Source organism: Brevibacillus borstelensis (assembly GCF_036700025.1).
In the GTDB taxonomy this organism is placed as follows: domain Bacteria; phylum Bacillota; class Bacilli; order Brevibacillales; family Brevibacillaceae; genus Brevibacillus; species Brevibacillus borstelensis.
In genome coordinates this window covers 1,394,270-1,415,473 of sequence record NZ_CP144922.1, presented here as the reverse complement: position 1 = coordinate 1,415,473, position 21,204 = coordinate 1,394,270, and the positions used below count along the sequence as shown (strand labels likewise).

Annotated in this window: 19 protein-coding genes, 1 pseudogene and 2 riboswitches; of the genes and pseudogenes, 3 read left to right on the top strand and 17 right to left on the bottom strand. The window is 54.6% G+C overall.

The window, feature by feature from the left end; translation table 11 throughout:
- The first annotated feature begins 2 nt into the window (after positions 1–2).
- On the top strand, positions 3–1,532 hold the full coding sequence (locus tag V5G20_RS06530; RefSeq protein WP_003392330.1) for an aldehyde dehydrogenase family protein: 1,530 nt from the start codon (positions 3–5) through the stop codon (positions 1,530–1,532).
- A gap of 15 nt (positions 1,533–1,547) precedes the next feature.
- Here the strand turns inward: V5G20_RS06530 and V5G20_RS06525 are convergent, their stop codons facing one another.
- From V5G20_RS06525 to V5G20_RS06445, 17 genes and pseudogenes are all read right to left on the bottom strand, one after another.
- The gene (locus V5G20_RS06525; protein WP_003392332.1) at positions 1,548–2,678 is read right to left on the bottom strand and encodes a Ger(x)C family spore germination protein; all 1,131 of its coding nucleotides are present in this window, start codon (positions 2,676–2,678) and stop codon (positions 1,548–1,550) included.
- Positions 2,675–3,763, bottom strand: coding sequence for a GerAB/ArcD/ProY family transporter (locus tag V5G20_RS06520; RefSeq protein WP_003392335.1), 1,089 nt, complete (start codon positions 3,761–3,763; stop codon positions 2,675–2,677). The genes V5G20_RS06525 and V5G20_RS06520 overlap by 4 nt, the downstream gene beginning before the upstream one ends.
- A gap of 3 nt (positions 3,764–3,766) precedes the next feature.
- Positions 3,767–5,278 (bottom strand): spore germination protein, encoded by a 1,512-nt coding sequence (locus V5G20_RS06515; RefSeq protein WP_171506378.1) that lies wholly within the window; start codon positions 5,276–5,278, stop codon positions 3,767–3,769.
- A 135-nt stretch (positions 5,279–5,413) separates the two neighbouring features.
- Positions 5,414–5,878: a 6,7-dimethyl-8-ribityllumazine synthase gene (gene ribE / locus V5G20_RS06510; protein ID WP_003392339.1), complete on the bottom strand. Its 465-nt coding sequence runs from the start codon at positions 5,876–5,878 to the stop codon at positions 5,414–5,416.
- A 6-nt stretch (positions 5,879–5,884) separates the two neighbouring features.
- A complete protein-coding gene (locus V5G20_RS06505; protein WP_338463280.1) occupies positions 5,885–7,087 on the bottom strand; it encodes a bifunctional 3,4-dihydroxy-2-butanone-4-phosphate synthase/GTP cyclohydrolase II in 1,203 nt (400 codons plus the stop codon).
- Between the two features lie 13 nt (positions 7,088–7,100).
- Positions 7,101–7,760, bottom strand: a complete 660-nt coding sequence (locus V5G20_RS06500; RefSeq protein WP_003392343.1) for a riboflavin synthase — start codon at positions 7,758–7,760, stop codon at positions 7,101–7,103.
- A gap of 14 nt (positions 7,761–7,774) precedes the next feature.
- On the bottom strand, positions 7,775–8,920 hold the full coding sequence (gene ribD / locus V5G20_RS06495) for a bifunctional diaminohydroxyphosphoribosylaminopyrimidine deaminase/5-amino-6-(5-phosphoribosylamino)uracil reductase RibD (RefSeq protein ID WP_003392347.1): 1,146 nt from the start codon (positions 8,918–8,920) through the stop codon (positions 7,775–7,777).
- Between the two features lie 104 nt (positions 8,921–9,024).
- A riboswitch (FMN riboswitch) is annotated at positions 9,025–9,175 on the bottom strand.
- A gap of 185 nt (positions 9,176–9,360) precedes the next feature.
- Positions 9,361–9,511, bottom strand: a riboswitch (FMN riboswitch).
- A gap of 85 nt (positions 9,512–9,596) precedes the next feature.
- Positions 9,597–10,685 (bottom strand): NAD(P)/FAD-dependent oxidoreductase, encoded by a 1,089-nt coding sequence (locus V5G20_RS06490; protein ID WP_031932728.1) that lies wholly within the window; start codon positions 10,683–10,685, stop codon positions 9,597–9,599.
- Positions 10,686–10,863: 178 nt separating this feature from the next.
- Positions 10,864–11,583: a sporulation protein YunB gene (yunB, locus tag V5G20_RS06485; protein WP_031932729.1), complete on the bottom strand. Its 720-nt coding sequence runs from the start codon at positions 11,581–11,583 to the stop codon at positions 10,864–10,866.
- Positions 11,584–11,641: 58 nt separating this feature from the next.
- Positions 11,642–12,503: pseudogene (locus V5G20_RS06480) on the bottom strand (pyridoxal-phosphate-dependent aminotransferase family protein).
- A gap of 157 nt (positions 12,504–12,660) precedes the next feature.
- Positions 12,661–13,935 carry a TRAP transporter large permease gene (locus tag V5G20_RS06475; RefSeq protein ID WP_003392358.1) on the bottom strand — a complete coding sequence of 425 codons (1,275 nt, stop codon included), beginning with the start codon at positions 13,933–13,935 and terminating at the stop codon, positions 12,661–12,663.
- A complete protein-coding gene (locus tag V5G20_RS06470; RefSeq protein ID WP_003392359.1) occupies positions 13,935–14,441 on the bottom strand; it encodes a TRAP transporter small permease in 507 nt (168 codons plus the stop codon). The genes V5G20_RS06475 and V5G20_RS06470 overlap by 1 nt, the downstream gene beginning before the upstream one ends.
- A 34-nt stretch (positions 14,442–14,475) precedes the next feature.
- Positions 14,476–15,561 (bottom strand): DctP family TRAP transporter solute-binding subunit, encoded by a 1,086-nt coding sequence (locus V5G20_RS06465; protein WP_024983069.1) that lies wholly within the window; start codon positions 15,559–15,561, stop codon positions 14,476–14,478.
- A 22-nt stretch (positions 15,562–15,583) separates the two neighbouring features.
- A complete protein-coding gene (locus tag V5G20_RS06460) occupies positions 15,584–16,495 on the bottom strand; it encodes a hydroxymethylglutaryl-CoA lyase (RefSeq protein WP_024983068.1) in 912 nt (303 codons plus the stop codon).
- Positions 16,492–17,694 carry a CaiB/BaiF CoA transferase family protein gene (locus tag V5G20_RS06455; protein ID WP_003392364.1) on the bottom strand — a complete coding sequence of 401 codons (1,203 nt, stop codon included), beginning with the start codon at positions 17,692–17,694 and terminating at the stop codon, positions 16,492–16,494. Before V5G20_RS06455 ends, V5G20_RS06460 begins: the two co-directional genes overlap by 4 nt.
- Before the next feature lie 10 nt (positions 17,695–17,704).
- Positions 17,705–18,379, bottom strand: a complete 675-nt coding sequence (locus tag V5G20_RS06450; protein WP_003392368.1) for a GntR family transcriptional regulator — start codon at positions 18,377–18,379, stop codon at positions 17,705–17,707.
- A gap of 191 nt (positions 18,380–18,570) precedes the next feature.
- Positions 18,571–19,740, bottom strand: coding sequence for an MFS transporter (locus tag V5G20_RS06445; protein WP_338463279.1), 1,170 nt, complete (start codon positions 19,738–19,740; stop codon positions 18,571–18,573).
- A 344-nt stretch (positions 19,741–20,084) separates the two neighbouring features.
- Between V5G20_RS06445 and V5G20_RS06440 the strand changes: the two genes are divergently transcribed.
- The gene (locus V5G20_RS06440; RefSeq protein ID WP_051925515.1) at positions 20,085–20,615 is read left to right on the top strand and encodes a cysteine dioxygenase; all 531 of its coding nucleotides are present in this window, start codon (positions 20,085–20,087) and stop codon (positions 20,613–20,615) included.
- Between the two features lie 86 nt (positions 20,616–20,701).
- Positions 20,702–21,199: a Crp/Fnr family transcriptional regulator gene (locus tag V5G20_RS06435; protein ID WP_003392371.1), complete on the top strand. Its 498-nt coding sequence runs from the start codon at positions 20,702–20,704 to the stop codon at positions 21,197–21,199.
- The last annotated feature ends 5 nt before the right edge of the window (positions 21,200–21,204 follow it).

Sequence of the window (21,204 nt, the reverse complement as noted above, 5' to 3'; positions counted from 1 at the left end):
AAATGGGCACTCTCACACTGCGCAATCCGGCTACCGGAGAAGTGATGGGGACACTGCAGGAAAACTCCCCTGAAGAGGTTCACAAGGCCATGGAACGGGCCAGACTGGCATTTGGTCATTGGGGCAGCACGCCTGTTTCCGCGCGGGTTCACTACCTTCGCAACCTCCGCCATTATTTGGTGGAGCATGGCGAAGAACTGGCGAAAAAAATCAGTGAGGCGACCGGCAAAGTGGCATTGGAAGCGTACATGACCGAGATTTTCGTGACCGCAGACACCATCCGCTTCTATGAAAAAAACGCGGAGCGCATGCTGGCCCCCCGCAAAGTGCCGACGCCGATCGCCCTCTCTCCGAAGAAGTCGTCTATTCACTACCAGCCGATGGGCGTTGTCGCCGTCATCTCTCCCTGGAACTATCCGTTTCAACTGTCTGTCGTTCCGGTTCTCTCGGCACTGATTGCGGGGAATACCGTCATTTTGAAGCCTTCCGAGATAACTCCCGGGGTCGGTGTGCTGATCGAGGAGCTGTTTCAGGCTGTCCCTGCCCCGCAGCACATCGTCCAGGTGCTGCACGGAGGCAGACAAGTCGGGCAAGCGCTGGTGGCGGCGCGGCCGGACAAAATCTTTTTCACTGGTTCGGTAGCCACAGGGAAAAAGATCATGGCACAGGCTGCGGAGCATTTGATCCCGGTAGAATTGGAGCTCGGCGGCAAAGACCCGATGATCGTGCTGGAGGACGCCCATCTCGAACGGGCGGCAAACGGCGCTGTTTGGGGTGCCTTTACCAACTCCGGGCAGGTTTGCATGTCTGTTGAGCGCGTCTACGTGCATGAACGCGTCTACCCGGAATTCCTTCGCCTGGTCAAAGAAAAAACAGCAGCCCTGCGTCACGGTTTTCCCGATCAGGCCGAAGTCGGCTCGATGACCTCGCCGCAGCAGATTGGCATCGTTCGGCAGCATGTCGAAGAGGCGCTGGCCAAAGGGGCGATTGCAGAGCTCGGCGGGAGCTTTTCCGAGGACGGCATGTTTTTGCCACCTACAATACTGACCGGCGTAACCCATGAGATGAAAATCATGCGGGAGGAGACATTTGGCCCGATCCTGCCCATCATGACCTTTTCCACAGAGGAAGAGGCGATTCGTCTCGCCAATGATACGCCCTACGGCTTGAACGCCTCCGTCTGGTCACAGAACAAAGCAAAGGCAAAAAGAGTCGCACTCCAGCTCGAGAGCGGCAATGTCTGCATCAACGACGTCATTATCAGCTTCGCCAATCCCAACCTTCCGTTCGGCGGTGTCAAACAGAGCGGCATCGGGCGCTATCGCGGCCCTGAAGGCTTGCAAGCCTTTACCCATGCTGTCTCGATCATCCACGACCCCGGGAAGAAGAAACGCGAGATCAACTGGTACCCGTATACGGAGGAGCAGCAGACGCTGTTTGTCGGCTTGACCAAGACGTTGTTTGGCAAGGGACAAACCTGGAACAGCCGAAATCTGCTTGCTGCCTGGCGAGAGTGGAAACGTCTGTTTTAGCTTGCCGCAAAACCGCTAATTCATCGTACCTGTTCCGATAATCTCCACCTTCGCTTTTACCCGAAACTCAGCCTTCTGATACAGCTCAAGACCGATTGATCGGCCCCACTCCCCGCGGTATTTTTGCCGGAAGCTCTCTTCGATACTTGCGGGGTCCCACTTTTTCTTTTGAAGCTTTTTGAGCAGCAATGTGATCTCTTTTTCTATTTCCGCTCCTAACTTTCTGGTGATTTCACTGCGCTCCGAAGGGTCCTCCAGATTTCGCGCACCCGTATACCCGAACAGGATGCCGCGAACCTCGACCGCAACATCCACGACTGGCTTGTTGAGAGCCCCGTTGCTGCGCACCTTTGAATGGGAGCGGATAATATCAAAGACTAGCTGTGACCTTTTTCCGGCAGCGTATTCATCTTCGATTATGAAACTGATGGAGGGAAGATGCCTGCGTCCCTTTACCATCTGTATGAATCGCCCTTCCCTTTGCGAAAGGGTACCAACCATATGCTCTCCCCGAAAAGCCGCAACCCCTGAAATGACGATTTCCCCATCTTCCTTTTTCAAATACGGAAGCTCGGGATCGCTCACCTGATTGGTCAGCATGAAAACAAGGTCGTGAAGCGTGGCAAAGGACGTGAACGCCGTCTCCTCTCTGGGACGCAAAAGATTGTTCAGATACGTATTGATCTCCGGCTTGTTTTCGTACTTGCCTTTGATGACATCCTCCGCCTTGCCACCCACAACAGCCACGACCACATTCTCTCCGACGGCCGGATTCCGGTAGAAATCGAGGATCGTCTCGCGAAGCCCCCATTCGCGGACGAATTTTTCGCCAAACAGGATCACCCTTAATTGGGAAAGCGATATGGTTCGATCCGCCTTGCTAGACAGCATAATCGTCGCTTCGCTCGGGATTTTGCTGACCGCTGCATACAACTGTGTACTTTCCTTTTCTTTCTCCGAGGGTACTGGTACAGAAACGGATACCTTCATATGCTTCTTGTCGACATAGTCGATACCCATGACACCGATCAGGGCCATATCTTCGAGCGTCGGCTTCTCGATCTCGGGAGCGCATCCGCTGCCAGACAGCGCACAAACGGCCAGCAGCGGCCCGAACATCAGCCTTCTCCATCGCGCGCTTTTCACAGCGTGTCTCCTCCCCGCTTTTCCCGAATGGCATGCAATAGCAGAAGCACCAACGGCCAGAGGATGACCCCGTAAGCAAAGTAGATGCTTCCATTTCCATACAATAAAATTTCCATGGGGATCGGAAGCGGACCGCGGACGCTGAAATATACGATTATGGTCGCGATGTACAAGTGCAGGACACTGTTTTTTCTCCTCCACCGGTCTATGCCTTTTTTCGCCATCCACAGATAGCCAGCGCCTGTTGAAAGAACTAAAAACACCCAGAGGCCAATCCCGAGATTCTCCACTCGCTCTATGAAGGACAGCTCCACGGCCTTGAACAGATTCAGAATGGGATAAACGACTTGCGTAACCTGCCATACCGAAAAATAGCTGACACTGGCAATGAGGACGAACACATAGATAGCGCAGACAACCCACAGCCCAATCGATGCGTGCCTGAAGACTTGTTCCTTCTTTTGCACGTAGGGGTAATAAAAAAGGATGAGCTCGTAACCGAGGAAACTGAAGAACCCATTATGGACTCCTGCAACGATCTCCATGACATTTACCTGAAACAGCGGGAAAATATGCATGATGTTCCCTTTTTGAAACCCCCACTGCAGGTAATACAGCATCCAAAAAGTAAAAAAGAAGGTCAAGATGCAAAAACGGGCGATCGCTTTGATCCCCCCGAGAGAAATATAGATCATGACCGAAAGCAAACCCAAGAGCGGATACGTGATTGTCGACGTATTCAGCATGGATGTTTGCACCAGTCTGATATAGCCAGCAGAGATGGACGCCACCATGAGCAAGCCGTAAACAATCAGGACACCGTTCACTGCGTAGCCAAGCCATTTTCCAAGAAGCTTTTCATTGATGACAAACAAAGTGTCGCCAGGGTAACGCCTGCAAAGAGCCACCATGGGAAAAAGCGTCAAGTGCGCTAGGAGGCACATCACTACCGGCATCCACCATTGATCGTATCCAAGCATGCTCAGGCTGTGCGGCAAGGTCAGCAGATTCATGCCCACAATCACGTTGATGATCAAAAACGTGACATGGAACGGATTCAATTTTTCAAGCTTCCCTTTATCCATCGGCTACTCCTCGTCTATGGGAAAAATCTGCTTTTTCTTGGCGTTCGCCATTCCGCTCCGAAATGCGATGAATTTAAATGGAGTACGCAGCAAACTGTTAAAGACATCGCTCCAGACGCGTGGAATACCTGTGCTCATATAAGGCGTACCGAGCGAGGTCAGATTGAGCAAGTGGGCAAACATCAGAGCAAGCATCAACATTTGTCCGTACATCCCCAAGAACCCGGCCGACAGAATAAATCCGTAGCGAACCAGCCGAATGGCATTGCTCATGAGGAAGTTGGGCGGGACAAAGGACAGAAGAGCAGAGACGGACACGAGAACGATCAAGATATTGCTGGCAAGGCCCGCCTGTACGGAGGCGGTCCCGATCACGATACCCCCGACAATACCGATCGTCTGGCCGATTTTGGTCGGCATGCGTATTCCGGCCTCACGGAGAATTTCGATGACAAGCTCGATGATCAGCACCTCGATTACAGGCGGAAACGGCACTCTGTTGCGCGATTCGGATAAAATCGTCAGCAGTGGCGGGGGCAGCATTTCCGGGTGATAGGTTAATACCGAAACATAGCTGGAAGTGAGCAAAACGGTCAGGAAAAGTCCCAGGAAACGGATCATCCGCAGCAGGCTGGCTGTCGACCAGCGGTTGTAAAAATCCTCCGGGCTGCTGAATAACTCCAAAAAAGCAGCGGGACAAATGACCGCTTCCGGACTTCCGCTCAAAATGAGCAAAATGCGCCCATCCAGCAAAGCCGCCGCCGCATTGTCCGGCCGTGTGGTGAGTCCAAACTGGGGAAATGGCGAATAAGGCTTGTCCTCCAGCATCTGCTTCAAAATCGGCATCCCGACAAAGCCGTGATATTCCGTATTTTTAATTCGTTCCTGAACGCGAGTGATATTTTCCGGGTTGGCGATGCCTTCTAGGTACAGGATGGCTACTTTGTTTCTGGATTGAGTCCCGATGCTATGTACCTCGATTTTCAGGTCAGGGTTTGCGATCCGGCGGCGAATCAGCGAGAGATTCACCTCAAGCATTTCCACAAATGAATCCTGCGGACCAAGCACCGTCGATTCCGTCTCCGGCGGGCTGATCGTACGGTGCGGCGCTTTGAATGTATTTACCTGCAGCACCTCGTCCCGCTCGGGAAAGATGAGAATCGTATGTCCACGCAGCAGGTTGTCCGTTATCTTCATTTCCTCATCGGGATTGACCAACTGGCCCAAGGGAAGGGCTCGCACAGGGCGGCGCCCGTCTTCTCGCTGAAGAGGAAGAAGGATGCTCTCGTAAATATTGGACTCATCTACCAAGGTATTCAGAAAGTAAACCTCTACAGGTTCATCGTTCATCGACAGATGGAGAACTGTAAAATCATCCACGTTTTGCATTCGCGCTTGCAGCAAGGCTCGGACCTTGTGTGCAGCCTGTTTTGGGCGCCTTTTCGCAGAATGGCCAGAACCGGGACGTGTCAGTACCTTGTCAGCGTTCTTTCTCCACCACGCTTTTACATCCATGGATCCCGCCCCCTGTGCACAGGAAAATCCTTCTTACTTTGCCCATCCCTGGTCAAATTATCCAAAAGGAAAGCGGGGACGATGCGCCCTCGCGCCTGCCCCCGCTTTTGCTTTGCCGTATAGGATACCCCTATGTCAAGCAAATTGCCGGCTCAGATTTGCCATTTCGATGGCTGCCGAAGCCGCTTCCCAACCTTTGTTGCCTGCCTTGGTCCCCGCTCGTTCGATCGCCTGCTCGATCGAGTCGGTTGTGAGTACGCCAAAGATAACGGGAATCCCCGTATTCAGCGAGACCGATGCTACCCCTTTGGCGCATTCGCTGCACACGTAATCAAAGTGCGGAGTGGAACCGCGGATGACCGCTCCCAGGGTCACGACTGCATCGTACTTTCCGGACTCCGCCATCTTTTTGGCGATCAGCGGGATTTCAAATGCCCCCGGCACCCAGGCAACCTCTACCGCGTCTTCCTCGACACCGTGCCGCTTCAATGCATCGAGAGCGCCACCGACGAGCTTGCTGACAATCAGCTCGTTAAATCTCCCTGCGACAATCCCGACACGCAAGCCAGTTCCGATCAAATTTCCTTCCCAATGTTTCATGATCCTTCACTCCCCTGCAAACTGGAGCAGATGGCCCAGTTTGTCCTGTTTTGTGTGCAAATACTTTTCATTTTCGGGATGCTCCGGCATTTGCAGCGGAACCCTTTCGGCGACCTGCATTCCATAGCCGGAAAGGCCGCGAATTTTGCGCGGATTGTTCGTCATCAGCCGCATCTGCTTTACGCCCAGATTGAGCAGAATTTGCGCCCCGATCCCGTAATCGCGAAGATCAGCGGGAAAACCGAGCTTTTTGTTGGCTTCCACTGTATCATAGCCCTGCTCTTGCAGCCGGTAAGCCTTCAGCTTGTTGATCAGTCCGATGCCCCTGCCCTCCTGGCGCATGTAGAGAACGATGCCTCGGCCCTCGGCCTCGATCATGCGCAGGGCAGCATGCAATTGCGGGCCGCAATCGCAGCGATGCGAACCGAATATGTCCCCGGTCAGGCACTCCGAATGGACCCTTACCAGGACGGGCTTGCTGCTGTCAATCTCTCCTTTTACAATCGCCACATGCTCCTTGCCGTCCAGTTCATTGGTGTAGGCGACAATGCGAAAATCCCCGAAGGCGGAAGGCAGCTTGGCCTCTGCTTCGCGCTTTACCAATCTTTCATGCTGCATGCGGTACTCGATCAGGTCGGCAATCGTGATCAGCTTCAGCTCAAACCGCTTGGCGATCTCGATCAACTGCGGAAGGCGAGCCATTGTCCCGTCCTCGTTCATGATTTCGCAGATGACGCCAGCCGGCTTCGCTCCGGCCAGCCTGGCCAGGTCGACTGCTGCCTCGGTATGTCCTGCGCGCCTCAGCACGCCTCCTGCTTTGGCGATTAAGGGGAAAATATGTCCCGGACGGCGAAAATCGTCTGCGCCTTTGCTCTCGTCCAGCATGGATTGCACCGTATGGGAGCGCTCATGCGCAGAAATGCCTGTATGCGTCCCAGTTTCATCGATAGAGACCGTGAAGGCAGTGCCTTGGCGATCCGTATTTGCTTCCACCATGGGAGCCAGCTTCAAGCGTTCCGCATGCTCTTGTGTGACAGGGACGCAGATCAAACCGCGTCCGTGCATTGCCATAAAATTGATCATCTCCGGCGTTGCCGCTTCGGCCAGGCAAACGAAATCGCCTTCATTCTCCCGATCCTCGTCATCCACGACGATGACAGGACGGCCGCTTCGCAAAGCCTCAATCGCCTCTTCAATGGTATGAAACATCGTTGTTCCCTCCTTAAGCGAAGCCGTGTTCCTGCAAAAAAGCCAGGTTCAGGCCTGCTGGTGCTTTCTGTTGTTCGCCCGGAGTCCTGCCGCCAAGCAGCCTCTCCACGTATTTGGCGATCACATCCGTCTCCAGATTGACCGGATCGCCGACCTGTTTTTCCAGCAGATTGGTCTGCTTGAGCGTATGCGGAATGATCGAAACGGACAGGCTCTCCTCGTCAACGGCCACTACGGTCAAACTGATGCCGTCTACAGTGATCGAGCCGCGCGGCACTACGTAGCGAAGCAGGTGCGGTTTCGCCTGGATCGCAAGTCTCACCGCATTGCTGTCCGTTTTTTTGGAGAGGATTTTTCCTGTGCCGTCTACGTGGCCCAAGACCAGATGGCCGCCGAGACGATCTCCGAGCTGCAGCGCCCGCTCCAGGTTGACACGCATCCCCGGCTTCAGGCTGGACAGGGCCGTCACCCGCCACGTTTCCGGCATGACATCTGCCTGAAAGCGGCTCGCGGAAAACGAGGTGACCGTCAGACAAACGCCGTTGACAGCGATGCTGTCACCCAGGCGAACATCCTCCAAAACGGCCGCGGCCCGTATCGTCAGCTTGCTGGACCGCTCGGTGACCGCAATGGAATCTACTGTACCTACTTCTTCAATCAATCCGGTAAACACGGCTTCCCCTCCTATCATTTGCAGCCCGCATTCCTGCGCGTTTCGCTATTGCTGGCTCCATCCGGCCATACCGGATAGCCGGTAATGCAAAGATCGCTTCCTCCGATCGGCTCGACATCCACGTCCGCCAGAGAGATGGCTTCCCCCATATGAGCTGCGCCCAGTCCCCCGTAGGGAGCAGGCGCCCCCTGTCCGCCGATCAGCTTGTAGGAGAGAAAATGCACGACCTTTTGAATGGCCCGTGCCTGCAAAAAAGAGCCGTTGACCGCCGCTCCGCCTTCGACAAACAGAGAAGTGATCCCTCTTTCCCCCAGCACCGCAAGCACCTGCTCGACTGTTACGCGCCCTTCCAGTCTCACAATCTCGGCCCCGTGGCTCTCGAGCTCTTTTTGCCTGCCGATGGGTGCGTCATCCGCTGTGAAAACGAGCGTCGGCGCCTTGCCGTCCCGTATCACGCGGGCTTCCGAAGGGGTCCGCAGCTGGTTGTCGAGAATGACACGAAGCGGCTGCTTTCCCCTGGCTATTCCCTGTTGGCGGGCCGTGAGCTCAGGGTCGTCCGCGAGCACTGTCTGAACCCCAACCAAAATAGCATCGTGCTCTCGCCGTAGCTGATGGACCCGCTGGCGGGCCTCTTCACCCGTAATCCAGCGGCTGTGCCCCGTATGCGTAGCGATTTTCCCATCCAGCGAAGCTGCCGTTTTGACGGTCACAAACGGTGTTTTCGTCGTGATGAAATGGAAAAAGACTTCGTTTGCCTTCTTCGCCTGTGCTTCTCCCACTCCCACTGTTACTTCCACACCCGCCTGTCTGAGGCGAGCGATTCCTGTACCGGCGACAAGCGGATTCGGGTCCGCCACTGCAACCACTACTCGCTTGATGCCGGCTTCAATGATCGCATTCACACAAGGAGGGGTTCTCCCATGATGACTGCAAGGTTCCAATGTGACGTAAAGCACGGCATCTTTCGCATGCTCACCAGCCATCCGCAGTGCATGCACCTCGGCATGTGGTTCACCCGCTTTTACGTGAGCGCCCATCCCCACGACTGCTCCGTCCCGGACGACAACGGCTCCCACTACCGGATTGGGACTGGTTTGTCCTCTTGTCGCCCTCGCCAAGTCCAGTGCCAACGCCATATACGACAAGTCATTTCCTGACATGAGTTCCTCTCCTCCCCAATGAAAAATGCCCTCGAAGCACGCTTCAGGGCATTGGGAAAGAAGCCTCTCGTTTTTCTGTTTTTTCACAGAGAAACGAAGGCCACATGCACCTTCTCCCATCCGGACTGTAACCGTCGGCCTTGGATTTTCACCAAGTCAGTCGCTCATGGCTTCAGCCATGGGCGAGTCGCGGGCTCAGACGCTGCTTTCGTCATTACCGCCGGTCAGGAATTTCACCCTGCCCTGAAGGTCATCTATTCATTTGCTGCCGAGCCGCCAGCCCGCAATCACGAGCCAGGAGACTACCAAGGCATGTCTCCTACTTCCTGTCGCGCGAGTCGCCATCACCCTTTCCCAATAAAAAATGCCCTTGAACAAGTTTCAGGGCATAGAAGAAGAAGCCTTTGGTGCTCGGTTTTTTAAACAAAGCCAAAGACTATAGCCACCTTCTCCCATCCGGACTTTACCGTCGGCCTTGGATTTTCACCAAGTCAGTCGCTCACGAAATATCTTTCATGGGCGAGTCGCGGGCTCGGACGTGCGTTCGTCATCACCGCCGGTCGGGAATTTCACCCTACCCTGAAGGTTGGATATTCAGTTGCTTGCATTATAACACGTTTTTTTACAAGCACTACACTTTTTTATTGGAAGTCGGCAGTTTCCCTCCTGTCGGCAACTACCGCTTTGTCATCCATGGTCGCAAGGCAAAAGCAAGCCAGCGCAAAGCATTGAAAGATTTGCCCTGCAAAATGCTCTCTCCCCACCTGCTTCCCAAGACAGGGACGATTCTGTCCAAATCCTCATTGTCCAGCCTCTCCACTGCCCTGCGTAAAACCAGTGAATTCTCGTAACTGCGCCGTAAAGGCTGCGTCAATTCTTCATAAGCGCCCTTGCCGCATATATCATACGCTGCATATATGCCTGTCAACAGCGCCGTGAATTGGCCAAATCCCAAGAAGGGCATCAGTGCGCCAAAGCAGTTTCCGACAAAAAACGTATTGCCAATCCTCGCCCTGCGGCAGATGCCGATCGGGTATCCGGTCACATGAAAGTGACTGGTAATCCTGAGCGGCTGACGCAGGTCCCGGCAAACCCGCTCGTAAAATAAACCCCAGCGCTCGTCGACATCAAGCCGGTCATTCTCTGGATAGTCGGGGTAGGCCATGACCAGGTTCGCTTCCGTGTCCGAAAGCGGGAGCAAATAGCCGTATCCCTTTTCCATATAGCTGTAATCCAGCCATGCACAAGGCGTGTACCTGTCAAAGTCTCCGGTTACCATTGCACCTTTTAGCGACACGGTCAGGTCTGTCCGGAAGTTATGCATTTTCCTTGTGTACTCCCCGTCTCCTGTGGCGACTACTACGTGCGTGTACTCCATCAGCAATTCCTCGTATGTCGCTTTGGACCGGTACTGGATGGCACTTTTTACCTGCCGGCCGAGCTGCCTTTCAAAAGCGTGCTCATGTCTGCCGCGGTAATTGATAAATCCCAGACTTCCTTCGATTTCCGCCTTTTGGCTCTGCGAGAACACCAGCAGCCTTTGGATGCTCGCAGTCGGCTTGAGGTAAATGCCGTTTTTCTCCGCGAAAAAGGCAACCGGATCCGTAATCGGCTTTTGCAAAATGGAGAGCATGGATTCAGCGTTCACAAAGCGGTCGCCTAACCGCTCCCTCACTTCGAAAACGGCGGGCGATATTCCGTGTTTTTCAAGTGTGATCGCGCAGGCCAAGCCTGACAGACCGGCGCCCATAATCGCAACCTTCACGCTTTCATCATCCGTTCGTCTGTTTTCCTAACATTCTTGACGAACCGACACCTTTTATTCCCTCTATCAGTTTCCTCCCTGGAATCTTCCTCCTCCATGTTTTGGAAATGCCCAAACGAGCACTCCCCGAAGCAACGGGAACGTGCTCGTTTTTGTAGCAGCCGCCTGTTTGGCTCTTTTACGGCTGCCTGGATACGTCTTCCGGTCTGGGCACATCCGGCTTTCCTTCCGGATTGTTGTACAAGTACTGAGGCACATCGCCAATGATCAGCGAATGGGTAATGGGAATCTTCGTCGTGATCGTCTTCTGGTCGGTGGCAAAAGGAATCACGATGCGCAAGTCCACTTCAACAAAAATGTAGACGGTTGCCAGGACCATATTGATGCCGGCCTCGGTCAATTCCGTCTCCAGCTTCGTCTTGACAGATCCGATCGGCACAAACGTCACCGGCAGATCCGGACCCATTTGCGCCAAAAAACTGCTGCCTGTCGCCAGCCCCAAAGGGATATAGCGGTCTACCTTTTCCTCTTCAAACTCCCTCAGCCGGTTCTGTACGCGGGAGGTGGTCTCCCCTACGATCCGGGCATACTCCTTGAAGTTGAACTGGTACGCCTGGATTCTCCCCTGATTGTCTTTTTCAATTTTGACGATCTGGTTGAAATCTACCCCTTGCTGGGCAATCCGCTTGGTGACCGCATCTGTAATCGCTTGTTTGGCCAACTGCTCGGCTTTTTGGGTTGCGAGAATCTTCAGCGTCGGTTCCAGGCGTTTTTCGATAAAAAACAAAAATTGAATGCTCATCGCCAAAAAAATGACCAGTGCGATAAAAAACGCTTTCGAACGAGAAAGCGGGTTCCTCCACCGCCGACGGGGTCGAAACACGGCCACGCCCGTCACCTCCCAGTTGGTACATCCTATGGCTGGGAGGCGCAAAAAATACGTAACCAAAAAGGAGTTATGACGGAATTTCGTATACATCCAGCGCGGCTTGCAGAGCTTCTCCGCGATGAACCTTCGCTCCCATGCGGATCAGCACCGCCTCAAGACCTGCCAACACGTGCAGGACATTCTTTTTCCGGCAACTGAAGCCCATCGTGCCGATGCGCCAGCATGCCCAGGTCAAAGTAGTTGCTGCGAATCCTCCGCTCTGACGGCTCAGAGAGATTCCCCGCCAGCCCGCGCTCCACGCTTTTTCTTTCCTGGATAATTCGCTCAGCCCGCTCATTGTAGGTGATCGGAGCCATTCCAGCGGGAACGGACAAGCACTTTTGCGTTCCGCCGACGACCGCATCGAGCATCCACCCGTCCGTATCGACAGGCGATCCCCCGAGCGTAGCCACAGCGTCTACCACGAGCAGCGCCTCCCGCTCTCGGCACGCATGTCCGACCCGGGCTAGCGGCTGCATGCAGCCGGTCGAGGTTTCGCCGTGCACGATCGCTACAATTTTCGGGCGGACGCGGTCCATTTCCCTGATGATCTTCTCTTCATCAAACACTTCGCCCCACGGCGCTTCCATGGTGTGCACCTCCGCACCTGAACGCTGGGCAATCTCCGTCAGAAGATGGCCAAATCGACCGTAGATGGGAACGAGCACTTTGTCGCCCGGTTCGATCAGGCTGCACAGCACGGCCTCAAGCCCCGAGCGGGAAGTCCCGTCGATCGGATACGCCCACTGATTGCGAGTGCAGAACAATTCTCGCAGCATTTCCATCACGCGATTCATCATATCGGTAAATTCGGGATCAAACTGCCCCAGTACAGGAGTTGCCATAACCCTCAATACCCGCGGGTCTACCTCAACCGGACCCGGAGTCATGATCGTGCGAAGCGACGGGTTTACTTCCTTCCATCTGCTCACTTGTTTACCCTCCTCGGCTTTTCTATTGTTCCTATTGTTTTTCGTTTTGCCGTCTGTTTCCCCTGCATAGCAAAAACCCTCTGAACCAATAAGGTACAGAGGATTTCTGCTCGTTCTATTTCACGCCGTCGATAAACCCGAGCGACAGCCACGGGAAGACAGCGAGCAGCACAATGAACAAAACCATGATAACCGCATACGGCGCGGCGCCCCGAACGATTGTGGATATCGGCGACGACGGGTCTACGCCTTTGAGCACGAACAGGTTGAGTCCGACCGGCGGCGTAATCAACGCCAGCTCCATGTTGACGACCATGATGATGGCAAACCAGATCGGGTCGAATCCCAGCGCTGTGATGATCGGATACAGGATCGGCAGCGTAATGACGAGAATGGATACCGTCTCCAAAAAGCAGCCCAGAACGAGCAGCAGGATATTGATGAGAATGAAGACGACCCATTTGGAAACAGGCAGGCTTGTCGCCATTTCGGTCATGGCCTGCGGGATTTGCAGCGATGTCAGGATAAAGCCGAACAGCATCGCCCCCACGATGATAAACAAAATCATCGCATTGGTTGCCACCGTCGAGAGCAATATTTTCTTGATGTTGTCCCAGGACAGGCTGCGATACACGAGTCCGGCTACGAGTGCGCTGAAGACGACACCGGCAGCAGCGGCTTCTGTCGGGGTAAAGATACCGGAGTAGATGCCGCCGATGATCAGTACCGGCATCATCAGCCCCCATATCGCTTTGCGTGTCCCTTGCCAGCGCTCTGCCCAGGTCGCTGGCGCCTCCTTGATGTGCCGCATTTTCCAGGAGGCGTATCCCATGAAGATCAGCAGCAGCAAGATCCCCGGAAGGACACCGGCGATGAACAGCTTTCCGACAGATTCGCCAGTGACTGAGCCGTAAATGATCATCGGCACGCTCGGCGGAATCAGGATACCCAAGGTTCCTCCCGCAGCGAGCAGGCCAAGCACCGCCTTTTTGTCATACCCGCGCGCCGTCATCTCGGGGATCGCCACCATCCCGATCGTGACCGCAGTCGCTACGCTGGAGCCGGAGATCGCAGCAAAAATTCCGCAGCACACCAGCGTCGCCAGGGCCAAGCCCCCGGGCAAATGACGCAGCCAGCGGCTTGCCATCTCATACAGCTCCTTGCCGACTCCGCTGAACAAAAGAATTTGACTCATCAGCACGTACATCGGCAAGGCGCTCATCGTAAAATCATCCAATGCCTTGTAGGCAATGATAGGGACTTGAGAAAGCCCGAGAGCCCCTCCGTTGAACCAGTACATGCCGATTGCCGCCAGTACCGCGAGAGTGAAGGCGACCGGCACCCCTACCAGCATCAGCGAGGCCATTCCTCCCGCAAAAAACAATCCCATTACGCCTCGCCTCCTTCCTGTCCGCGAATGTAGTCAACCAGTTGCAAGAGGAAGGCGAGACCGAGCAGCACGCCGCCGATGGGCAGCAGCATTTCCGGAATGTACATCGGGATTTGAAGCAGGGAAGCGGAGGTGAATCCCAGCTCCATCGACTGTTGGACATGCTCCCAGCTCAAATAGCAAAACACCAGGCTGAACAAAAGACCGATCAGGGCCGATGCGATCAGCATCCAGCGGCGCACGGACGCAGATACGTTGTGCAGCAGCAGGTCCACCTTGATATGGGCGTCCACCCGAACCGCGTAAGCCGCTCCGATGAAGCAGCTTCCCATGATTGCATAAATGGTAAGCTCGGTTGCCCAAATCGTCGGCGCGTTAAAAAGAGAGCGGGAGACGATCTCGTAAAAGGTCATCCCCGTTGCCAATACGATAAAGATACCGGCGATCACTCCGCCGAACTTGATCAAACTGTCGATCCAGCCATACAACACTTGAAAAAATTTCATGAAAACGTCCCCTCTTTGCTCCTCGCCTCAGGCTTTACTTGATGTTTTGCAGATCTCCCAGCAGTTCTTTGCCCAAGTCGCCGGCAGTTTTCAGGTACTCGTCCCAGGCTGGCTTGGCCGCTTCCTTCCACGCAGGAAGTTCCGCCTCTGGCACAACGTAGACTTCCATTCCTTTTTGCTTTAACTCGTCGGCGGTTTTCTTGTCTTCTGCTTCAGCCTGCTGGCGAATCCAGTCTTCCGTCTCTTTGGCTGTAGTGGTTAGCAGCTCCTGAGTTTTTGGCGGCAAAGCATCCCAGTACTTCTTGTTGACGGCAAGTACGAACTCCAGATAAGCGTAGTTGACGACGGTTAAATATTTGGATACCTCATCGTATTTCCGCTGAACCATCGCTGTCGTACCAGAGGTCGCACCGTCGATTGTCTTGCGCTGCAGAGCCATGTAAACCTCGCCTGCTCCCATAAAGACCGGTGCCGCGCCATACGCCTGGATCATCACGGACGGAATATGGCCGATACTGCGAATCTTCAGACCCTGGAAGTCTTCCGGCTTGGTCAACGGACGTGCACTGTTTGCAAATTGCGCGTACCCATAGTCCGCAAACAGCAATACCTTGGCACCCTTCTTCTCCATTTCCGCGTTCAGCTTCTCGCCGACCGATCCGGACAGCGCTTTCCCCGCCAATTCGTACGAGGTCGGAAGCGCAAACGGAACGTCGAACAGTCCCATTGCCGGAACCACAGATGCCCACAGCGTCGTGGAGTTGACGCCCATTTCCACGCCGCCTGTCAAAATGGCCTGGTTCATTTCTTTGTCAGAGAGCAATTGGCCGGCAGGATACACCTGCACTTTTACCTTGCCGCCGGAGCGCTCGGTTACTTTTTTGGCAAACTCCTCGATTCCCTTGGAAATATGGTGATCCTGCGGCAGGTTGTAAGCCAGACGAATCGTCGCTTCCTGGTATTCGTCTGTAGCCGCCGCCGTGCCGCCTTGCGAGCTGTTCGCTGCAGGAGCGCTTCCGCTGCCTCCGGCCCCGCTTTGCGCAGGGGCTCCTCCACAGCCTGCCAGCAGTCCTCCCAGCAAACTGATTGCCGTCAGTACTCCTATCCATTTCTTTTTCATGGTCGAAACCCTCCTCTTTTATTTAAAAGCCAATCGTCGATTGCTCTTTCTTTTCTACGAGACGGATGCGCCCGAGCGGCATTCTCATCGAGAGGCTGACGGCGTACTCCGAAGCGTCTAAAAGTTTTGAAAATTCAATACCTGTCTTTACCTTCATCCTCTCAAACATATACACGACGTCTTCCGTCGCTACATTGCCCGCAGCTCCGGGCGCAAACGGACAGCCTCCCAAGCCCCCTGCAGCCGTCTCAAACGTCCGGATGCCTGCGGTATATGCCGCATACGTATTGGTCAAGGCCAGGCCGCGGGTGTCGTGAAGATGCAGGGACAATCGCTCAGAGCCCACCGCTTTGACCAGGCGATCACAGAGCGAGAATACTTCATCCGGGACGGCGATGCCGATGGTGTCAGCGATGCTGATCTCTCCTGCGCCCGCATCAAGCGCCAGCTCGGCGAGCCGCACCACGACATCCGGGTCCACTCTGCCAGCAAACGGACAGCCGAAGCTGGTCGCAATGGAAAACCTGAGCAAGCGTCCCGATTCACCAGCCAACGGGACCAGCTCGCGGAACGCCTCCAGGTTCTCCTCAATCGTCTGGTTGATATTCGCTTTGTTAAAGGCCGGACTTGCCGAAGTCACCCAGTTGATCTCGCCCAGTGCGTAGCCGGCTGCCCGTTCGTACCCTTTCCGGTTGGGAACGAGAGCGCTGAACGAAACATGCGGAATGTCAGCCAGCGACCTCGCGACCTCTTCGGCATCCGCCATCTGCGGTACCCGCTTGGGATGGACAAACGAAGTGGCTTCAATCCTTGTCAGACCAGCGTCGGCCAGCATGCGAATCAACTGCTGCTTTTTCTCCGTAGGAATAAACCCCGCCTCATTCTGCAATCCGTCTCGCGGCCCTACCTCCAGAATGGTTACATCTCTCGTCATATCGCTCTCTTCTCCTTCAGCATGGCCAATACGGCCGGGTCCAGCTGGAGCAGCTTTTCGAAAATCTCCTCGTTGTGCTCTCCCAGAGAAGGCCCTACCCACTCATGGGTACCGGGTGTTTCGGAAAGCTTCGGCACTACGCCGGGAAAGAGCACCTTTTCACCGTCGGGCAAATCAATTTCTTCGACCATCCCGCGCTCCCGATAATGCTCGTCCTGGACGATCTCCTCGATGCTGTAGATCGGTCCGACGGGAACAGCAGCCTCGTCCAGCAACCGCTGTGCTTCCTTGAGCGTATGCTGCTTTGTCCACTCCTCGATCACCTGATCGATGTAGGCGACGTCTTCCGCCCGTCCCTGATTGTTCGCATAGCGCGGATTTTCCGCCACATCGCTTCGTCCGATCGCATGCATCAGCCGTTTGAAAATGCTGTCGCCGTTTGCTCCGATCACGATGTATTTCCCGTCAGCGCACAAATACGTGTTGGACGGCGCGATTCCCGGGAGCGTGCTCCCTGTTCTTTCGCGGACGAGCCCTTTCAAGTCGTATTCCGGCAGGACGCCCTCGAGCAGGCTGAAAACGGCTTCATACAACGCCACATCAACCATCTGTCCCTTTTTCTCAGGTGACCTGTCTCGCGCGTGCAAGGCCATCATCCCGCCAATCACGGCGTACAGCCCCGCGGTCAAATCGCCGATGGCGACACCGACTCGCACTGGCGGCAGTTCGGGGTAGCCGGTCAGATAGCGCAGGCCGCCGATGGCTTCAGCCACGCTTCCAAATCCGGGTTTGTTGCGGTAGGGACCCGTTTGGCCATAGCCTGAAATCCGCACCATGATCAAGCCGGGATTCAGTTCGCTGAGGACATCGTACCCGATCCCCCACTTCTCCAGCGTTCCGGGTCTGAAGTTCTCAATGATGATGTCCACTTCCCGGGCCAGGGAGCGAATAATCTCCTGCCCTTCCTCCATGCGCATGTCTACTGTGATTGATTTTTTGTTGCGTGCCTGCACATACCACCAGACAGACGTGTCTTTGTGCATCGTCCGCCAGTTGCGCAAGGGATCGCCCTTTTCCGGGGTTTCCACCTTGATTACTTCCGCGCCGAATTCAGCGAAAATTTTACCGGCAAACGGTGCGGCCACAAGCGTTCCCAGCTCCAGGACACGCACGCCTTGCAGCGGCTTCGTCGTAGTCATTGGCCCCTCCTCATTGATCATCTGCTTGTTTTCGATCGGCTTCCATGCACAGCTCAAAATCGCGTGTGATGTGCTCTGTCATTCTCGCTTTGGCTTCTTCTCCATCCTGCCGGGCAATCGCCTCTACGATGGCCTGATGCTCGGAGATGACCGTTTCCGGCCGGCGAGGGTGAACCTCCAGGATGGCATTGCGGTAAAACGAGATCAACACTTTCAGTTCATTCATGATTTTTGTCAGGTACGGATTCTTGCTCGCTTCCGAAATGCGCTGGTGAAACGTGAAGTTCAACTCGTGCGTGCGCCGAGAGTCACTGGGGTAGTTCAGTTCCTTCATCCGTTCCAAAAGGTCCCGAAGCTCTCTTACCTCCGCCTCAGTCCTGCGTTCGGCAGCAAACATGGCTGCGGTCGGCTCCAGACTCAGACGGCACTCATACAGATGAGTAAAGTCGTCCGGAGTGGGCTGGTAGACGGTTACGCCTCCCTGCGCCTGAACGATAACTAAGCCGTCCTTTTCCAGACGGCGGATTGCTTCTCGAATCGGGCTCCGGCTCACGCCAGTTTCTTCGCAAATCCTCTCTTCAATCAGTCGCTGACCCGGGGCTAGGCCGCCAAACAGTATCTGTTCCCGCAAATACTCGTACACCTGGGACTGGAGTGTCTCACTCCGCTTGATCATTTTGGCCATAAGCTCAACCCACCCCAAACATGAAAACTGTATTCTGTATACAAAGATGTTTTTAAAATAGTAATACAATTGCAAAAAGAGTGTCAATTATGTTTGTTCAGCATATGAAACGGAATGTTACTCTTTCCCAGCAGAAAAACGCTCACAGGCGAATCAACAGCCCGCGAGCGTTTTTTATCATGCGACCAGCCTTACCCCTGGCCTGTCTTTTTTCGAGCAAACAAGTACGTACCCGATACCGCGAGCAGCAGCACCGCCTGCGAAACGGCAACCATGGCAACCAGGCCATAAGCCTGAAAAATCATCGGGGACAGCAAAAAGCCGAGAAAAAACCCTCCACGCGTCAGCAGTGTCTGCATCCCCAAGGCACGCCCGCGAACCGTATTGTCCGCCTGTTGCACGATCGTCCTCTGAAACACCTCCCGCCATCCCTCCAGCACACCGGTCACGGTTAGCAGCAGCAGGATGATCAGCTGATGCCACCCGGCAAAGGCGAGCGAGATGACTATGGCCATCGCGAGCAACGAGATGTTCAGTGCCGAAAACTCCTTCCAGCCAAGACGCGGCGCCAGCCACGCCCCGACGAGTGTGCCGACACTCAAGAGCGACCACATCAATCCGTGAAAAGAAGCGTGGGATCGGACCGACATTTCAGCGAGCAGCGGAAGGCCATAGTTGTACGCCGCCACGCTGACGGTCCAGAAGAAAGACAGGATTATCACCGCAAGCAAGACATCGTTTTGCCGCAGATATGACCAGCTTTCCTGCAGGTCCTTTATCCAGGAAACACGCTGCCGCTTGTGTCTGGCCGCTGCCGGATAACTGTCCCACCGCAGCCGCACCAAGACAAGCGCAGAAGCAAAAAACGTGGCGGCGTCAAACCCGATGACCCATATATGCCCGAACAAGTCGCTGGCCACCCCGCCGAGGACAAATCCGATCATTCCTGCCACTGCCTCCAGCCGTACAATCAATCCGTTCACAGCAGCCAGCCCTTCTCCCGGAAACAGCTTCGGCATCGATGCCCGAAAGCTGATCTGGAATACGCTGAACAGGATGCCTTTTAGAAACGCGGCAGCCACCACCGTATACGGATGCGGAAAGAGGACGACAGCCGCGATCGCCAGGCCCGAGCCGAGATCACTTGCAATCATTGCCTTTCGCCGGTCAAAGCGGTCGGCCACTACCCCCGCCGCCAGACTGAACAGAAGGCCTCCCACTTGTCTGGCAAGAAAAAAAGCGGTCAGCCACATCGCACTATTTTCAAAAGTAAAAATCAACGCGGAAAACGCGATTAAATCCATACGCGACCCAAGGTCGGACAAGGCATTTACATACACGTACCACTTTCTTGTTTTCATCTGCTAAACCCCCTGATCGGTCAGACGGTTCAGCTCCTACGCCCCTGTTCAGGGCGTTTGTACACTGATTATGGCAGTTGACATGCGCAAGCCTCCTTTGCCTTATACACGGGTCTTGATCCATCATTGCTTTGCTGGAAAAGAGAAATCACTGTTTGACAGGGGCGTCCTCCCCAAACGTCTGCATGGACACGATTTGTGTCTCTCTTTCATGATATACCTGTTTGCTCTCTTCTCCAACGCCAAAACGTAAAAACAGCAAAAACATTTTGTCGTCTCCCTTCACACCTTCCCGATTTTACACATACAGATAAGCGAGAAAAACTACGCTTTGGAGGATGCAAATGATTGTAGAGGAAATTCGTAACGCCTTTGCTATACTGACTGAGCCAACCCCCAGTGAAATAAAGGAGGTTTTGTCCCGCCTCCCGCTCAGTGCGGACGCATTCGCTTCCTGCATGCCGTCCTCCGACGGACTTCCTTACGGCAGAGAAGTCCTCTTTCGCACGAACGATGTTGAAATCGTTCTCATTTACCTTCCGCCCGGCCACGAGTCCGCCCCTCACGACCACGGTTCGTCGTTTGGGTGGGAATACGTGCTCCAGGGTGAATTGATGAATATCAATCATTCCGTCATCCCCGGCTCTTCCCGCGCCCCCGCTTACGTCAGCGTACAGGAAACAATGTCTGTTGCATCTGGACAAGTGTACTTTATTGAAAAAGGACAGATACACGCCATCCGCAACGGCGGACAGACTCCGGTCATCTCTTTGAACGTCTATTCGCCGCCACTGTCTGGCTGCAAAGAGTATCGCATCTCGCCTGACTGTCTTCTGCCTGAAACGGAGAGCACCGGAAAAGGCGCTGCCCCCTGACTGTGGGGCAGCTTTTTCTTTTCATCAAGCAAACATTTTACTAGATCCGCTTCGAAGTGGTATGGTGGGGGGAGGGAGTGATTTGCGTGAAACTAAACAAAGGTGACGTTCTTTTTCGGCAGGGAGAGACGGGGCCGCTGTTTCATCTCCGGACCGGCCTTTTGAAAGTGGTTCGCCTGCAAGAGGACGGATCGCCCTTTCTTTTTAACCTGATCTTGCCCGGAGAAACTATACCTCACCATTCCTTGTTGACGGCAAAAGAGTACCATGGCACTGCCGTTGCCCTGATGAGCTGTGAAGTCGATGTGATTACTCCGGCTGAATGGTACCGGTCCCTGGAGGAAGACCCATACAAATACAGGGAGATTGCCCTCCAGCTCCAATCGAAGCTGCGGTTTACCCAACAGCGCATGGACCAGCTCACTGCCTCTTCTCCAAAGGAGAAGCTGGCTCTGATGACAGAGTGGTTTGGCAAATATATTGGAAATTACCCGATTACCGATCTGCTGACCCAGGAAGAAATCGGTCAATTCCTCGGTTTGCGCAGGGAGACCGTCAACCGGTTACTGCGGAAACAAACATAAGCACA

What these genes read in the sequence shown, in the direction of transcription:
- V5G20_RS06530 (WP_003392330.1), top strand. Translation starts at nt 3, where the DNA reads ATGGGCACTCTCACACTGCGCAATCCGGCTACCGGAGAAGTGATGGGG.
- V5G20_RS06520 (WP_003392335.1), bottom strand. Translation starts at nt 3,763, where the DNA reads ATGGATAAAGGGAAGCTTGAAAAATTGAATCCGTTCCATGTCACGTTT.
- V5G20_RS06515 (WP_171506378.1), bottom strand. Translation starts at nt 5,278, where the DNA reads ATGGATGTAAAAGCGTGGTGGAGAAAGAACGCTGACAAGGTACTGACA.
- ribE (WP_003392339.1), bottom strand. Translation starts at nt 5,878, where the DNA reads ATGAAACATTGGGAAGGAAATTTGATCGGAACTGGCTTGCGTGTCGGG.
- V5G20_RS06505 (WP_338463280.1), bottom strand. Translation starts at nt 7,087, where the DNA reads ATGTTTCATACCATTGAAGAGGCGATTGAGGCTTTGCGAAGCGGCCGT.
- ribD (WP_003392347.1), bottom strand. Translation starts at nt 8,920, where the DNA reads ATGTCAGGAAATGACTTGTCGTATATGGCGTTGGCACTGGACTTGGCG.
- V5G20_RS06475 (WP_003392358.1), bottom strand. Translation starts at nt 13,935, where the DNA reads ATGGGATTGTTTTTTGCGGGAGGAATGGCCTCGCTGATGCTGGTAGGG.
- V5G20_RS06470 (WP_003392359.1), bottom strand. Translation starts at nt 14,441, where the DNA reads ATGAAATTTTTTCAAGTGTTGTATGGCTGGATCGACAGTTTGATCAAG.
- V5G20_RS06465 (WP_024983069.1), bottom strand. Translation starts at nt 15,561, where the DNA reads ATGAAAAAGAAATGGATAGGAGTACTGACGGCAATCAGTTTGCTGGGA.
- V5G20_RS06460 (WP_024983068.1), bottom strand. Translation starts at nt 16,495, where the DNA reads ATGACGAGAGATGTAACCATTCTGGAGGTAGGGCCGCGAGACGGATTG.
- V5G20_RS06455 (WP_003392364.1), bottom strand. Translation starts at nt 17,694, where the DNA reads ATGACTACGACGAAGCCGCTGCAAGGCGTGCGTGTCCTGGAGCTGGGA.
- V5G20_RS06450 (WP_003392368.1), bottom strand. Translation starts at nt 18,379, where the DNA reads ATGGCCAAAATGATCAAGCGGAGTGAGACACTCCAGTCCCAGGTGTAC.
- V5G20_RS06445 (WP_338463279.1), bottom strand. Translation starts at nt 19,740, where the DNA reads ATGAAAACAAGAAAGTGGTACGTGTATGTAAATGCCTTGTCCGACCTT.
- V5G20_RS06440 (WP_051925515.1), top strand. Translation starts at nt 20,085, where the DNA reads ATGATTGTAGAGGAAATTCGTAACGCCTTTGCTATACTGACTGAGCCA.